This is a genomic window from Anabaenopsis elenkinii CCIBt3563 (genome assembly GCF_015245355.1).
Lineage (GTDB): Bacteria > Cyanobacteriota > Cyanobacteriia > Cyanobacteriales > Nostocaceae > Anabaenopsis > Anabaenopsis elenkinii.
Genome location: NZ_CP063311.1, coordinates 2,335,243 through 2,350,983 on the forward strand (window position 1 = coordinate 2,335,243; position 15,741 = coordinate 2,350,983).

Below are 15,741 nucleotides of genomic sequence, written 5' to 3' on the forward strand. Positions count from 1 at the left end.
GAGCATGGGTATGTATTTTCACCCATGACCAATTACCAATTACCTACCATTGGAGAGGAATGTTATGGACCAGAAAACACCGCTTGTTCTATATCTTCCCGACTCAGGGAATATTTAAACGATCGCTGGATGTCTTGCTGATTTTCGCCAGATTTGATATACCTGACTATAATTTCCTCAATATCAAGCCACAGTTGAGCTTGCCAATCGGCACGTTTTACATGCCAACAGTGTAGCAGGGTTTCATCCTGTTGACAGCCTTGGTTTTTCAGCCACTGTTCAATTTGTGGGAGAGGATGACTATATAAAGGTGTATCGGCACTAAGCATAGTAAAATCAGAAAAACAACTGCAAATTTACAACTTGAAATTTATGATTTAATCATCTTGATTTCTGGGGAAGTCGGGATTTGAGAAATATGGGTTATCTGTGGTTGACTAAGTGGGGTTGGTATGCTGGGTTCACCACGAATCACAGCTACGGCGATAGCGACTAACACACAACCCACAATGGTTAAGCCTAACACAAATAATGCAAAAATTTCTCCTGCTGACAAGGGGCGATCGCTAGCATCGAGATACATGGACTTTGAGAAATCATAGGGTTTACGGACGGGATGGTTTAAATCCGTCGGTGCTTGAATCACCCCAAACCGAGAATAGCCGATTTTGACATCATAACTCAAACGCCGTTCGGGATTACTGAGAGTGGCGTAGGCTTCATTAATTTGCTGAAATTTAGCCGTAGCAACTGTAGGCGGTAATTCTGTAGTATCTGGATGATACTGTTTACTCAGTTGCAAATAAGCCCGCCGAATCTCAATGACTGATGCCGAGGGATGCAACCCTAACAGGGCATAATAGGTTATATTTTGGCTGATTTGTCGGTGTTTCCCGTTTTGACTCACGGCTGTGATTCACTTTGCTCAAATTCAGTTTTCTATATTCTAGAACTTTTGTTGGGGTAATTCCTGGTAATATAGCTATCAAAATATAGTGGGAGCGTGAGAACCCCTGCGCTTTAGCGAGGGGATGAAAAGCGACTCAACAGGATTTACCCTGTCGTATCCTGACTACAAAAAACTTATTTACAAGGCATTTCTGATTAGTTAGGATAAAAAAGCATCCACAAATATGGTGAAAAACCCAAAAGATGTTTTCCTTAAGTAGCCACACAGCTAGATTTATTTTTAGCCGAGGTGGGTAGGGCATTTTGACTGTGCCACAACGATATTATTTATTCAAATTTTTAAATATAGCAGGGGGCAGGGGGCAGGGGGCAGGGGGAAGCCTTGAAACGCTTCAAGTTCAATGGTTTTATCTTCTGTTTATGTCCTAACCACCTTGGCGGTTGCTATAAATAATATCGTAAACTTTGCGTAGCGTGTCTTCAGACCGCGTAGCAACATCAGTTTAGAATCCCCTGTGATTCTATCCAGGGGAGAAGTCAAAGTTGACCCCTCCTGACTCAGGAGGGAATAAGTTACAGAGCATCCAAAAACTGCTGGATCTTTTTCAACAGTGGCTCCGAGGCGATCGCTTGGGCCAAATCTTGAGCATTGTGATAGTAAGTGAAAGCTAACTTTTTGCGTTTAGTCCGAGCGTAAAATTGACCCATACTCAGCAGCGCCGAAATTTCTCCCAGAGAGTCGCCAACTTGTTGATAAATGGCGATCGCCTGCTGATAGTATTTCATAGCCTGACGATAACTCCTCAATATACCATAGGTAAAACCAATATTATGTAGGGTTGTCCCTTCTCCGGCCCGGTCATTGATTGCCCGACGGGTCAACAAAACCTGATAGTAAAGTAACAGAGCCTTTTTTGGTTCCCCCAAATCACCATAGACAGAAGCAATATTATTTAAAGTCGTAGCTTCGGCCACCACATTTTTAACAGCGCGTTGAATGGGGAGTGCAGCTTGGAGAAATTCTAAAGCTTGGTCATACTGTCCTAATGTGCTGTAAGCATAACCAATACCATTGAGGGTAGTTGCTTCCCCGGAAAAATCTCCGAGTGAGCGGCGCATAGCCAAAATTTGGTAATGTAGCAACAGGGAGCGCTTAGGTTGTCCCAACTTAGTGTAAATCAGTGCCACATCATTGAGAGTAGAAACCTCTCCTGGAATATCTTGTAAATCTCTAAAGATGTGTAAAGCCTGGTCAAAATACTCTACCGCTCGTGACAATCGCCCCAGACGGCTGTAAGTAGAGCCCAGATTACTCAAGGCGATCGCTGAGGCGCGTCTGTTACCAATTTCCTCAGCCACCAACAGCGCTTGCTCAAAACACTCTAAAGCTTGTAAAGGTTGACAACAACTCAGATAAGCCAAACCGACATCATTTAATGTATGGCCTTCCCTAGCTCTGTCTGGGATAGCTCGAGCTAACTGTAAATTCTCGGTGGCAAAATTCAGATATTCTTGAAACTGGCCTTGCTGATAGTAGCGGTTAGCTTGATTACGGCGTTGTTCCCATTCTTGGACTCGATTAAAAGCTTGCGTCATCTGACCCCGGTTACACTCTGCGATGAATTGGCAAGGGTTGGGAATGCACCTCAAGAGGATTCCCAATATTCAGTTAGTGGTTATTTTCTCCCTTTAGAGATAAAAAGTAAAGACCATTGCCATAAAAAAATATATCCCTAGAAATAAGATTACTTAATTGATATCCTAACCAATATTTATCTTCTCAAGGTTTCCATCCCAGGGTTTTCACTAGATCGGGGGAGGCGATCGCCATCAGACCCGTCTCTAATTGGACGAAGAAGAGCCAGGTCTGAGTCTTTCTCTCCAAGAGGGTTGTTGGGGCGATGGAGAAGTAGAAGAAGTCCTAGGAGTGGATGAAGGACTCACAGTAGTTCTACGCTCCCTATCTGATGGTACTGTTCTAGTCCGTGACGGCGGGGGTGATGAAGGGCTCACAGTAGTTCTGCCCTCCCTATCTGATGATACTCTTCTAGTCCTTCTGGGAGTAGGAGATACATTCCCCGGTGAATTGGTTGTTTCTGGCTGAGAACCTCTTCTTACTCTTGTGTGTCTTCTTCTCACGTTAGAGGTGGGGGAAATAGCCCGCTCCCCGGCGACAACAGAACGGTTCCTGACTGATTTGGCCTTAATCGGCTGTGCCTTAATACTACCGACACGACCTTGTAGTTGAGGTTTTTGGGGAAACTGTTCTACAGGTATTCCCTCGACTGCCTTTTTCATAAATCCCCGCCAGCTGCTAGCAGCAGTACCACTGTCTCCTGCAGTCGGGCTGTCATCATCATTACCCAACCAAACCCCTGTGACCATTTGGGGAATGTAGCCAATAAACCACAAATCGCGGTATTGCTCAGATGTGCCAGTTTTCCCAGCCACTGGTCTATCTCTTAATTGGGCAGGGCCACCAGTACCTGAACGCACAGTTCTACCTAACATCCAGGTGGTAATCGCTGCACTAGTGGGGTCAAAAACCCGTCGCTGCTGGAAATCACTAGACCAAACCACCTCTTGTTCACGGTTGAGGATGCGGCGAATGCCATGGGCTTCTACGTATAATCCCTGATTTGCCAAGCTACCATAGGCGTTAGTTAACTCCAGTAGATTCACTTCACTTGCACCCAGAGCCAAAGAATAGGTGGGCTGCAGGGTAGATTTAATTCCCAAATTGCGGGCAGTATTAATAATTGGCTCGAATCCTACATCCAGGAGCAGTTTGACTGCAACCACATTAGTGGAACGGGTCAGAGCATCTGTAATGGTCATGGAACCCCGAAACCTTCTATCATAGTTTTGTGGTTCATAGCCATTAATCACAAAAGGTGTATCTAGGTAGCGGTCGTTCGGGCTTTTACCAGTGGCGATGGCCGCTGCATAGACGAACCCCTTAAATGTTGAGCCTGGCTGGCGCTGGGCTTGGGTAACCCGATTAAACTGATTTTTACTAAAGTCTTTTCCTCCCACCATGGCATGAATTTCACCATTGCGGGGGTCAATGGCTACCATGGCTCCTTGATTAAAATTTTGCCACCGACCTTGATTACTTATGGTTCGAGCTATTGTAGCTTCTGCTGCTTCCTGTAACTGGGGATTCAGAGTAGTTTCTACTACTAGTCCTCCTGCTTTCAGGACTTCGGGAGGAACATACTTAGGTAATTCTTGCCGGATGTAACTGGTAAAGTAGGGAAATTTTACCTCTAGACGTTTAGGAGACCTGGTGTTGAGGTTGAGCGGCTCTATACTAGAGGCTTTTCTGTCATCGGCTGTAATTAATTTATCTTCATACATTCGCTGTAAGACGATATTTCGCCTCTGTATAGCCGTTGTCGGATTTTCAATGGGTGAGTATAAACTTGGCGCAGGAGCTAATCCCGCCAGCATGGCTGCTTCTGCTAGGGTGAGTTCATCTACACTTTTACTGAAGTATACCCAGGCCGCATCTGCTACACCATAAGCCCCTGAGCCTAAATAAACTAAATTGAGGTAACGTTCTATAATTTGCTCTTTGGTTAATTCTTGCTCCATTTTATGCGCCAAACGCATTTCTTGCAGTTTGCGCCAGATTGTCCGTTCTGGTTGTAGGAAGATAATTTTGGCTAGCTGTTGGGTGATGGTGCTACCACCTTCAACGATCCGCTGCGATCGCAAGTTGTTTACAGATGCTCTGAGAATTCCTTGTAAATCAATACCATTGTGTTTGGCAAATCTTCTATCTTCTGAGGCGATAAAAGCTTGTTTGAGTTGCTCAGGTATTTCCTCAAATCTGAGTCTTTCTCTGGTGGCTTCCCCTTCTTGTTGTAATATGGTGCCGTCAACGGCTCTGATAGTCAGGGTTTGCGCTCTGGTGGTAACTTGCAGTCCTGATTTATCAGGTAAGCCTTGATCTATGGTGCTAATGAAATATTGCACACTGATCACTGTCACGCCTATGCCACCACTTATACCTAAACTCACCCAGAACCAGACGCGACGATAAAAGCGTCTGTTACTGCTTAATAAACTGGTGATACCATAGGAAAAACTATTCATCAATCTTCTAGGTAGTGGGCTGTCATTTGCTCCTCCCTCTTTTTGCTCATGATCACCATGAATCAACGATTTTTCCTCCTTGTGTAGAGTCCGTGGTATTAATTAGTTATTGAAACTGCTCCACTATGGTAAATTTTGGGGGTTAATCACAGGAATTTTACGGCATCATACCATGATACAAATGGTCAACTCAATTCAGTAATAAATCCAAGTATTGTTTTACCCCAGCCTAACCCTCCCCTTGTAAGGGGAGGGGACTGGATTTTATTGTTTTTTGTCTGGCTTGTCTTTCCCCATTATAAATCTCAGTGTAAAAAACCTACCCTTGTGAGCTACCCCCTACCTCCTCAGTCTGGGAGGAGGGATAGGAGGTGGAAACTAATCTCCAATCCCTCCTCCGGTCTACTATCTATCAACAGATCCCATGATCACATCAACACTACCGAGAATCACCACAATATCTGCAACTTTCATCCCTCGTAGGAGTTCCGGGACAATTTGCAGGTTATTGAAATCAGCAGCGCGAATTTTCCAGCGCCAGGGGAAGCCATTATCATCACCGACAAGATAAATTCCTAGTTCACCTTTACCGCTTTCCACACGGGAATAGATTTCCCCCTTAGGCATTTTAAAAGTAGGTGCAACTTTCTTAGCGATGTATTGATAATCAAAGCCATACCACTCAGATTTTTTCCCCTCCGCCATGCGCTTGGCTTCCAGGTTTTCATAGGGTCCCCCTGGTAGTCCTTGAATTGCTTGGCGAATAATCTTCACAGATTCGCGCATTTCCCGCATCCGCACCATGTAACGGGCTAAACAATCCCCGGCGGTTTCCCATTGCACATCCCAATCAAAATCGTCGTAGGACTCGTAATGGTCAACTTTGCGTAAGTCCCATTTCACCCCAGATCCGCGTAACATTGGCCCGGATAATCCCCAGTTAATGGCTTGTTCTCGGGTGATGGTACCAATACCCTCAATCCGCCGGCGAAAGATGGGGTTATTGGTCACCAAACGTTCATACTCGTCAACTTTGGGGAGGAAATAGTCACAGAAATCTAAGCACTTGTCAACCCAACCATAGGGTAAATCAACTGCAACGCCCCCGACACGGAAATAGTTGTGGTTTACCATCCGGTATCCGGTAGCAGCTTCCCACAAATCATAAATCATTTCCCGTTCTCGGAACTGGTAGAAGAAGGGTGTTTGCGCCCCCACATCCGCCAGAAAGGGGCCAAACCACAATAAGTGGTTAGCAATTCGGTTGAGTTCTAACATGATCACCCGAATGTAGCTGGCGCGTTTGGGTACGGCTATACCTGCTAATTGTTCCGGGGCGTTCACGGTGACTGCTTCGTTAAACATACCGGCGGCGTAGTCCCACCGACTGACGTAGGGGACGTACATGACAGTTGTCCGGTTCTCGGCAATTTTTTCCATTCCCCGATGTAAATAGCCGATCACCGGTTCACAATCAACTACATCCTCCCCGTCCAATGTCACAATTAACCGCAGAACCCCGTGCATGGAGGGGTGATGTGGCCCCATATTCAGCACCATGGGCTCGGTGCGGGTTTCTAGTCTGGCCATAAGTTCCTTGTTCTCCCATTATGAAAATTTCAACTTCAACCGCATGATACCCACCAAAATCAGTTTGTCAGGGAAATAGTTTTGAGAAGTCGCTCTAGAAGCGTCTACATCTATGACCCATACAGAGTATGTTGGAGAGGGGTGGCAGCGAGCGAGGGGATTTTACTTGATGTTTCAATTTGTTTCACTTCTTCAACTATTATTATATGGAGCTTGAGATTCAGGGGATTGTAGGCGCTGAATTTCTTCACGTGCCAGTTTTAAGCCAAGAGGTGATTTCAGGGTTGGCCATACGTCCTGGCGGCCATTATTTGGATGCAACCGTAGGCGGTGGTGGTCACAGTCGCTTGATTTTGCAAGCTGCTACCGATGTGCGGTTAACGGCTATTGACCAAGATCAGGATGCTCTGCTAGCAGCCCAAAAGCACTTGGCTGAGTTTGGCGATCGCGTGGAGTTTGTTCTGGGCAATTTCTCATCTTATCAATATACTCCCCACTCTTTTGATGGTATCCTGGCTGATTTGGGTGTGAGTTCTTACCATTTAGACCGGCCAGAACGGGGTTTTAGCTTTCGCCACACTGCTAATCTGGATATGCGCATGAACCAAGGCCAATCTTTAACCGCAGCTGATGTGATTAATCAGTGGGATGAGGCGGAATTAGCAGATATTTTCTTTAAGTTCGGTGAGGAACGTTTATCCCGCCGCATCGCCAGGCGCATTGTGGAAAGACGACCATTTCACACTACTACGGAATTGGCAGAGGCGATCGCCTCTGCTGTCCCCCGTCAATACCGTTATGGTCGGATTCATCCAGCTACCCGTGTTTTTCAGGCTTTGCGCATTGTGGTTAATGATGAGTTACGGTCTTTGGCTACTTTTTTGCAGCAGGCTCCCCCTTCTCTGGTTCCCGGTGGCCGAATTGCCATTATCAGTTTTCACAGTCTGGAAGACCGCCCGGTTAAGCATGATTTACGCAATTCTCCTTTGTTACAGGTCTTGACTAAAAAACCAATTACTGCTAATGAGGCTGAATTAGCTCAGAATCCGCGATCGCGTTCCGCTAAGTTGAGAATAGCTCAGAGGCTATGAATACTATTTAGAACTTCTTTGCAAGTTTTCGTTACATTATTTAAAATATGTGTTACATTGCTTAATAGGGGAAAGAAAAACCTCTGTTAAGTCCTATTCCGGTGATTCAAGATGAAAACTACAACTACACCAGCTCCAGAAAACCGTAACGCGTGGAATTGGGGATTCACTACCCAAACCGAAAATTGGAACGGTCGTTTAGCAATGATTGGTTTTTCAGCTGCTGCTTTAATTGAAGTATTTACTGGTAAGGGCTTTCTCCACTTTTGGGGTATCCTCTAAGATTTAACTTTCAGCAGTTGCACAACTTAGCAAAAGTTTTAAGTAAAAATATGAACGCGATTTCACAGTTAGAAAATAGCGTACTAAGTGCTACTCAATTATTTAAATCCCTGAGTGTAGATGACCAATTAGCACTCCTGTGGTACGTATATACAGAAATGGGTCGTTCTATTACCCCAGCTGCTCCAGGTGCTGCGCGGATGCAGTTTGCAGAGGGTGTACTCAATCAAATTAAGCAGATGTCTCACTCTCAACAGTTAGAAGTGATGCGAGACTTAGCTGGGAAAAGAAATACACCAATTAGCCGTTCCTATGGAATTTGGAGCATTAACACTAAATTAGCTTTCTGGTTTGAATTATCAGAGTTGATGGTTCAAGGTTTCGTCGCGCCCATGCCACCAAACTATCAACCTTCTCGGGATGTAGTACAGGTGCTAGAATCTATCAAGGAACTTGATTTTGGTCAACAAATCACAGTCCTGCGTAATTCTGTAGCCAACATGGGCGTAGACCCTTTCACTGAGTAAAACATCTCAGGATGAAAATATACGACATACTCCTACAGGAGTATGTCAGTAAGAAGAACCCACGATAATTATCCACATACTCACCGCCAAAGCAAGAGTAGCTAAATGTTGCCAAAACAGAGCTGCCATGGGTTGGCGGGCTATTTTTTGAGTTAATATGATCGTGAATAGAACTGAAAAAACCAGAGTTGTACCCTGCAAAAACTCAATTACAGCCGGATGAGCCACCAAAATCGGTAATTTCTCCCCCTCTAAGCCAAAAGTAGCAAAACTGACCGGTAAAATCCGTCCAGCTTCACCCAAACCCAGGCGCAAATAATGAGCTAAGTTACCCCCCAGTACCAATGGTAGGTAACCATAGGTAAGTTGCACAAATGGTCGAGGTTTGCGGCCAAATTTAGTTAACTGCATTAAGGCGTAAGCAGCAAAAACTACAGCAGTCGGGAACATCAAAGTTATGACAGAAAGTCCCAAGTGTTGCCAAAATATACTTAAATCGATTTGTAACCCTAACCAAGATTGTAACTCTGGTAAGCGGTGGAGATACACCCCACCCAAGAGCAAACATAATAACGCCACTTCATAGCTGCGGGGTGTGTGGGTTGTCCACAGTTCCACAGCAGGGAGACGCAAATTGAACTCTACAGAACGATGGGGACAAGCTTTGAGACAGGTCATACACAGTACACAGTCACGATTATCTAACAACTGTGCCGGGTGAGAATATAACGGACAGCCATTAGTTTCCATACCTTCCCCCTTTTGGGGACCACCTTTGTAACATTGGTAAGTTGTACAACCAGCAGAACAGATACCCTGTTGCGCCCGTAGTTCCGTCATGGAGAGTTTAGCAAATAAACCATTCATACCACCAATGGGGCAGAGATAGCGACACCAAAACCGCCGTTCCCAAATGGCTGAGAAAATCATCGCCCCTGCGGTAATTAACAGTAGCAAACAAGCGGAAAGATAAGCTGTATTTTGTAAGTCCCAGATTTCCTCCCAGAGGAAAATCAGGGTAAATAGTGCAAACATCAACCATCCGCCCCATTTTTCCGCTTTTTGCCTTGGCCAGGTTTTCAGTTGTCTGGGAAACAACCAGAGAGAAATTTTTTGCGTAATTTCCCCATAGATCATAAAAGGACAGACAGAACACCAGATCCGACCTAAAAAGGGGAAGAGAAATAGGAAGAAAGGCCACCACCAAGCCCAAAAGAAATTTAAAACCAAATTGCGATCGCGTGTTTGCGGTCCAAGGAATAAAATAGCAATCATCACAGGAAACGCCGCCACGGTCAAACCATAATTAATCCGATTTGGCCACCAAGGACTGCGGAGAAATTTCCGCAACCCCGGATAAGCATTCAAAAGATTGAGACGTAATTGCTTTTTCTGGGTTTGAGCAGACCAAAATAGTTCTTCTGTCAACTCTCGTCCATCACCCAGCTGGACAATAGCCCGTTCTACAATATTTTGTAGTTCTTTGAGATTACCGGGGAAATCGTATGACTGTAAACGACGTAGAGCTTCTGGGGTAATTTGGGGTTTAGTCAGACCTCTAGCGCGAACATAAAGACTGGTGTAATATTCTACTTGTTTTTGAATATCTGTTTTTCGTACCCTTAGGGGTGGTACTTTAATCGTCAGACCAACCCACCGTTGAATATCCGGCTGAGTTTTTTCAGCAATAATCATCACCCGGGCTTTGCAGTCTTGAGGTTGAGGATGTGGTTCTCCCGCAGAAGCGACGGGAGTATATTTCCCTGTTTCCAGCAACTTGACTATAGAGGGTAATAATTCCGGTGGTAATTCTTGGATGTTGTTCAAAACTAGAGTACCTTCCCCTAGCCATTCTATTAGTCCGGGTTTCCCACCTGCACGACCCCACAAATCCACCCCACTGGGGGTAATCATTCCACAGTTGAGCTTAATAAGGGGTTCTCGCCGTTGGGGTGAACCGTAGTGAATGAGGGCGGCTATATTATCTTTGTCTAAACCTGGTTCGCCGAAAATTTGTACAGATTGGTTAGTGGTGGCTGCGACTCTAATTTGGTCTCGTAGACGTACAGCATAGCGACTAGTACCGACAATTCCCCTTTGGGCTTTGGTTACCAGATATGGACGCAAAGCCAGATTACGTTCTTGTACATACAAAAGTGCAGATTTGACCTCAGCCAGTTGTTGAGCTAGTAACCGGGAAAAAGCCTGGCTGATTTCTGGGTATTGGGCGACTAATGAGCGAAATTTAATTGCAGATATTACCCACAAATGACATTCAGTCACGGTGGTAATTGTGTTAGGGGTTAATTCATTGAGGAGCAATTCCCGCAGGAGAATGATGGCGCCATTTTGAGTTAGGGAAATGTCTGAGTAATTTTGATTCCCAGTCTGAGCTTGCAGTTGACCCTGTTGTAGAATATAAAGGGCTTGGGGGTAAGTTCCTTCACTAACTAAAGTATTTCCCGCGGGTAAAACTTTTTCCTCCACTGCTTGGGCGATCGCATCTAGCACTCCGGGGGCGAGAATTCCTAAAGTTGTGCGTTCTTGTAGCCATATAACTATTTCTGGAGATGTCACCATATTCGGTTCTCCTCAAATGCACAGAAGGCTGATGTTAATATCATACAATACAAATGCTTAACTCAATCATCAAAAAACCAGGTAAACTTAGTGCCATTGCTCTGGGTAGTAATATTGGCGATTCCTATAAAATTTTAACAGCAGCTATAGAGACATTAGCCAACACACCGGGGATGAAGCTAGAAGCTCAATCTAGTTGGTATCGTACTAAAGCTGTGGGACCACCCCAACCAGATTATTTAAATGGTTGTGCCATTTTCCGGGTGCAAATGTCACCAGATTTATTATTAGAGACCTTATTGGCTACGGAAGCAAAATTTGGGCGGGTGCGTCAACAGCGCTGGGGTGCGCGATCGCTGGATTTAGATTTGTTATTATATGATGACCTGATCATAGACACGCCCCAACTCCAGATTCCTCACCCCCGCATGGTGACTAGGGCTTTTGTGTTAGTACCACTGGTTGAAATTGCGCCCCATTGGGTAGAGCCTACTTCTGGGAGTATGATTAAAGATATAGTCAAACAGGTAGACTGTGCCGATGTAGTGTTATGTCAGAAGTAATAACTAAAAAATATACGGTTTTTGTTCGCCGCCGTTTGTATATGTATCCAGATATAAAATAAATTTACTATGCCATTAGGTAGAGAATTACCACAGCTACTAAAACAATGCTTGTTTTATAAAGGTCGCAAGTTTGACTTTGAAGTCAATCGTCTGCGTTTACCCAATCAAGCCGAAGGGGAATGGGAATGCATTCGTCACCCCGGCGGAGCCTTAGCTGTACCCATAACAAAAACAGGTAAACTGGTACTGGTGCGCCAGTATCGGTTTGCAATTCAAAGAAGAATATTAGAGTTTCCCGCTGGGACAGTAGAAATCAACGAAGATCCCCTGAAGACGATACAACGGGAAATTGAGGAAGAAACAGGTTATAGCGCTCAGAAATGGGATAGATTAGGGGAATTTTTCCTCGCCCCCGGTTATTCTGATGAAATTATTTATGCTTTTCTGGCGCGAGACTTAGAAAAGCTAGAAACCCCCCCCAAAAAAGATGAAGATGAGGACATCGAGACTGTATTATTAACTCCCGAAGAACTAGAGAAAGCTATTCTTCAGGGAGAGGCTATAGATGCTAAAACAATTTCTAGTTTTATCCTAGCCCGACCCTTTTTACTGTGATAGGGTTTCCTCCTCTTCTGGGTCAGGAGAGGGGCTAGCCTCTTCAGGTTCAGGCTTTGCAGCTTGTTCGCGATTAATCCAAATACCTCTTAAACCAGCAGCTTTAGCGCCTTGATAGTCCTCCTTCACACTATCACCAATGTGCCAAGCGGCTCCAGGGGGACAATGATGTTTTGCTAAAGCCATGGCAAAAATTTTCGGGTCAGGTTTAGCAAAACCCGCTTGAGTAGAAATGGTAATAGATGTAAAATAACTACTCAACTCCAAACTTTGTAAGACTGAGTAAATTCGGGAATCAAAATTAGAGATCACACCTAACTGAATACCCTGTTCTTGCCATTTGTTCAAAGATGACAGGACATCAGGATAAACTAACCAAGGTTCCCCAGTGCCAAAGTGAATATACAGTTCACCAAAAAAAGCCGAAAAATCAGCAAATTCTGAGATCACCCCCGCACTTTCAAAAGTATTGTAGACAATTTTTTGCCACCAATCAAACTCATGCTGGGAAAGATCATCTTGTCCATCAGGAAATATAGGTGGAGGGGAAGCGGCGAAGCTTTGTTTAAAGGCGGTATTCAATGCTTCTGGGGAAACTTCTACCTCAAATTCCTGGGCTATTTGACTATAAATTTCCCCTACACTGCCTTTAACGCCGAACAGCGTACCCACAGCATCTAAAAAAATAACTTTTGGTCGTTCCATCCTGGTAAATGAATTATAAATATGAGATTTGAGTTATGGATGAGGATACCAGATACTAGTGTGATAGTGTATCTATGATAGGACGAACTAGCCAATTAAAACCGACTTTGAGTTGATGATCTAAACTCGGCATCCGATAGAGATAAGCCAGACGACGAGCAACATATGCCAAAGTCCCATCTAATTTCACACCTAAACCGGTGAGGGTAGCATTATCTTTACCCAAGGCCATCATTTCCCCTAATTGCTGGTAACGGAAACTAAGTAAAGGGCGATTAGTCAGAGAAGCCCAGATATTCCAAGCAGTATAATCAGCTTGTTGAAAAGCAACTTGGGCTGTAGCGGGGACTTGTTGACCCTCAGCATCACGACAGTCTGCTAAGTCTCCCAAAGCAAAAATTTCTGGATGTTCTAAGACTTGTAAGGTGGGTGTAGTTGTGATTTGACAGCGCTGATTTTGCTTTAAATTCAGGGTGCGGACTACGGTTGCTACTCTGGTTCCCACAGTCCAAATCACTAAATCTACAGGAATTGTATCTACTTGACTTTTATATTCTAGGGAAATGGTATCTTCACCAATTGATTCTACCTTGGTTTCTAAGTCTAGAAATACCTGCTTGGCTTCTAAGGCTTTGGTAGCAGCTTGGCGGTTAAATTCTGGAGAGGTGCGTAAAATTTGATCACCGATTTCAATCAGGCGGAAACGTCCCCTTTTCCCTAATCTATCTGCGAGTTTACAGGCTAACTCTACACCACTGTAACCAGCGCCAACAATGGCGACGCGAATTTTATCCGCGTCGGATTCTTCTAAGACTCGCAAACGTTCTTCTAACCGGTAAGCGTCCGTAAGATTGCGGAATGGATAAGCGTAAGATGTGGCTCCGGGAACCATATCTAGGGGTGTTTCTCCACCCAAAGCTAATACTAATCTGTCATAGGGAATTTCTGGGCCATCCTGTAACTGTACCCGTTTTTGCTCCGTGTCAATTCCCGACACCACACCTTGGTAAAAACGTACCCCTGTATCTTGTAAAAGCTCCTCAAAGGGGGGCGCAATTTCCCAGGTCTGCATTTCCCCTGTGAGTAATTCGTACAGTAATGGTAAAAATATAAAGCGATCGCCTTGGTCAACTAAGACAATTTCCGGTTTTTCCCCCTTTTCCCAGGGTAACTGACTTAAGCGCAGAGCGGTATAGAGACCACCAAAGCCTCCACCCAATATACATATTCTAGAAGTTGGTTGAGTCATGGCTCCTATAGGTTCATCAATACTAACTTCAGTGTAATCAATAAATGTTCAATAAACAAAAAAAGCCTAGTTGCGCTCATTACCAGGCTTTTCAGTTGAAATTGATTGCAGGAGGAGGTAGAAGAGGGAAATTAGCACCCAGGGATTATTGCAGATTTACCTTGACAACTTTTTTCTTTTCTTCTTCAGCTTTGGGTAATGTTAGATGCAAAATACCATCCTTGTATTCCGCACTAACTTTATGATTTTGTACCAGGGTAGGTAGAGAAATCGCCCGTTGGAATTTACCGTAATAAAATTCACTCTTGCTGACACCTTTATTTTCGGTTTTAGTTTCCGATTTGCGCTCACCAGTAATATAAACGGTGTCTTCTGTAACTTGTATATCCAGGTCTTTGGTGTCCATTCCTGGTATTTCTAGCTTGACATTAACTGCGTCATCGGTTTCGGATATTTCCGCAGCAGGAACTTTATGGAAACCTCTTTCAAATAGTCTAGATGGTGCTTTGGTTTCTTCAAGTAGGCTATTAATTTCACGGTGGAGAGTACCGATTTCCATCCAGGGATTCCAGCGAACTAACATAAATATTCCTCCGATTAAGTAGTTTTTCTTTAATTTATTTTGCACTTGTCTTAGTGCTTAATTTAAATAATATGGAGGATAACAATTTCTGTAAATTCGGTTCTTACGACGGCATAATTGATGATTACCGCCCATAATTTGGCGACAATAAATGTTAGGGTTTTCTCTATTTTTTAGGTGCGGTAAACCGAAATTACCAGAGTATCCAACAGGATTATATCCCTGACTTCTTGAGAGGATGTTTTAAAAGTTATGATTAGTGTATCGAATATTGTTTGACCCCACCCTAACCCTCCCCTTGTAAGGGGAGGGGACTGGATTTGATTGTTTTTTGCGTGTTCGCCAATCCTTCCCAATCCTTCCCAATCCTTCTTAATCCTTCCGGTGTTCCCTGTTCCCTGTTCCCTGTTCCCTGTTCCGGTGTTCCCTAAGATAAAAATTACCTGTTTAATACTTTCCAAACATCCTCTTAGACACAACAACACCCAATCTGCTACTCACCTTATTATTTCCTCTCATTTATCAGACTATCTAGGGTGACCCTGATTTAACTATCAGTGGCATATCCCCCTGTTTACCAATCTGAGGAAATATCAGCTTTCCAGTTGGGTGTTGTGTTCGGTTGACGAGACAGATAATTAGATAACAGCGTTTTTACCTCTTTGTGAACTGAACATTGGCTGTTGAATCTGCCAGGGAAGCTATTTAGCTTCACTTATTAATATATCACTGTTAAATCAAGAGTACCTGACTTTGATACTAAACTTAATATTTCCAGCACTGTTGATTGTTGATTGTTGACTGTTGACTGTTGATTGTTGATTGTTGACGGTTGACGGTTGACTGTTGACTGTTGACGGTTGACTGTTGACTGTTGACTGTTGACTGTTGACTGTTGACTGTTGACTGTTGACTGTTGACTGTTGACTGGGAATAAATTAAG

At 44.1% G+C, this 15,741-nt stretch carries 15 protein-coding genes; 5 read left to right on the plus strand and 10 right to left on the minus strand.

Annotated elements, in window-relative coordinates; all coding sequences use genetic code 11:
• Positions 1–62 precede the first annotated feature (62 nt).
• The 5 genes from IM676_RS10325 to IM676_RS10345 all read right to left on the minus strand — a co-directional run bounded on the left by IM676_RS10325 (position 63) and on the right by IM676_RS10345 (position 6,600).
• Positions 63–329 (minus strand): DUF3143 domain-containing protein, encoded by a 267-nt coding sequence (locus IM676_RS10325; protein WP_200986840.1) that lies wholly within the window; start codon positions 327–329, stop codon positions 63–65.
• A gap of 41 nt (positions 330–370) precedes the next feature.
• Positions 371–907, minus strand: coding sequence for a J domain-containing protein (locus IM676_RS10330; protein WP_200986842.1), 537 nt, complete (start codon positions 905–907; stop codon positions 371–373).
• 575 nt (positions 908–1,482) lie between these two features.
• On the minus strand, positions 1,483–2,505 hold the full coding sequence (locus IM676_RS10335) for a tetratricopeptide repeat protein (RefSeq protein WP_200986843.1): 1,023 nt from the start codon (positions 2,503–2,505) through the stop codon (positions 1,483–1,485).
• A gap of 246 nt (positions 2,506–2,751) precedes the next feature.
• On the minus strand, positions 2,752–5,010 hold the full coding sequence (locus IM676_RS10340; RefSeq protein ID WP_200990158.1) for a transglycosylase domain-containing protein: 2,259 nt from the start codon (positions 5,008–5,010) through the stop codon (positions 2,752–2,754).
• 405 nt (positions 5,011–5,415) lie between these two features.
• The gene (locus IM676_RS10345) at positions 5,416–6,600 is read right to left on the minus strand and encodes an NAD(P)H-quinone oxidoreductase subunit H (RefSeq protein WP_200986845.1); all 1,185 of its coding nucleotides are present in this window, start codon (positions 6,598–6,600) and stop codon (positions 5,416–5,418) included.
• A gap of 206 nt (positions 6,601–6,806) precedes the next feature.
• On the opposite strand from IM676_RS10345, the gene rsmH reads away from it, so the two are divergent.
• From rsmH to IM676_RS10360, 3 genes are all read left to right on the plus strand, one after another.
• Positions 6,807–7,691, plus strand: a complete 885-nt coding sequence (gene rsmH, locus IM676_RS10350; protein WP_200986847.1) for a 16S rRNA (cytosine(1402)-N(4))-methyltransferase RsmH — start codon at positions 6,807–6,809, stop codon at positions 7,689–7,691.
• Positions 7,692–7,802: 111 nt separating this feature from the next.
• Entirely contained in the window at positions 7,803–7,973 is a 171-nt protein-coding gene (locus tag IM676_RS10355; protein ID WP_200986849.1) for a high light inducible protein, read from the plus strand.
• Positions 7,974–8,023: 50 nt separating this feature from the next.
• Positions 8,024–8,500 (plus strand): orange carotenoid protein N-terminal domain-containing protein, encoded by a 477-nt coding sequence (locus tag IM676_RS10360; protein WP_200986850.1) that lies wholly within the window; start codon positions 8,024–8,026, stop codon positions 8,498–8,500.
• A gap of 45 nt (positions 8,501–8,545) precedes the next feature.
• Here IM676_RS10360 and IM676_RS10365 read toward each other — a convergent pair whose 3' ends face one another.
• The gene (locus IM676_RS10365) at positions 8,546–11,077 is read right to left on the minus strand and encodes a sigma 54-interacting transcriptional regulator (RefSeq protein ID WP_200990159.1); all 2,532 of its coding nucleotides are present in this window, start codon (positions 11,075–11,077) and stop codon (positions 8,546–8,548) included.
• A 56-nt stretch (positions 11,078–11,133) separates the two neighbouring features.
• Between IM676_RS10365 and folK the strand changes: the two genes are divergently transcribed.
• Together folK and IM676_RS10375 are read left to right on the plus strand one after the other, a co-directional pair.
• Entirely contained in the window at positions 11,134–11,643 is a 510-nt protein-coding gene (folK, locus tag IM676_RS10370; protein ID WP_200986851.1) for a 2-amino-4-hydroxy-6-hydroxymethyldihydropteridine diphosphokinase, read from the plus strand.
• A 69-nt stretch (positions 11,644–11,712) separates the two neighbouring features.
• A complete protein-coding gene (locus tag IM676_RS10375) occupies positions 11,713–12,261 on the plus strand; it encodes an NUDIX hydrolase (protein WP_200986852.1) in 549 nt (182 codons plus the stop codon).
• Here the strand turns inward: IM676_RS10375 and IM676_RS10380 are convergent.
• The 4 genes from IM676_RS10380 to IM676_RS10395 form a co-directional block, all read right to left on the minus strand.
• Entirely contained in the window at positions 12,253–12,966 is a 714-nt protein-coding gene (locus tag IM676_RS10380) for an HAD-IA family hydrolase (protein WP_200986854.1), read from the minus strand. The two genes, IM676_RS10375 and IM676_RS10380, sit on opposite strands and share 9 nt — an antisense overlap.
• Positions 12,967–13,021: 55 nt before the next feature.
• Entirely contained in the window at positions 13,022–14,215 is a 1,194-nt protein-coding gene (locus IM676_RS10385; RefSeq protein WP_200986856.1) for an NAD(P)/FAD-dependent oxidoreductase, read from the minus strand.
• Positions 14,216–14,360: 145 nt separating this feature from the next.
• A complete protein-coding gene (locus tag IM676_RS10390) occupies positions 14,361–14,798 on the minus strand; it encodes an Hsp20/alpha crystallin family protein (RefSeq protein WP_200986857.1) in 438 nt (145 codons plus the stop codon).
• Between the two features lie 718 nt (positions 14,799–15,516).
• The coding region (locus tag IM676_RS10395; protein ID WP_200986858.1) for a hypothetical protein at positions 15,517–15,741 on the minus strand (225 nt) is incomplete at its 5' end.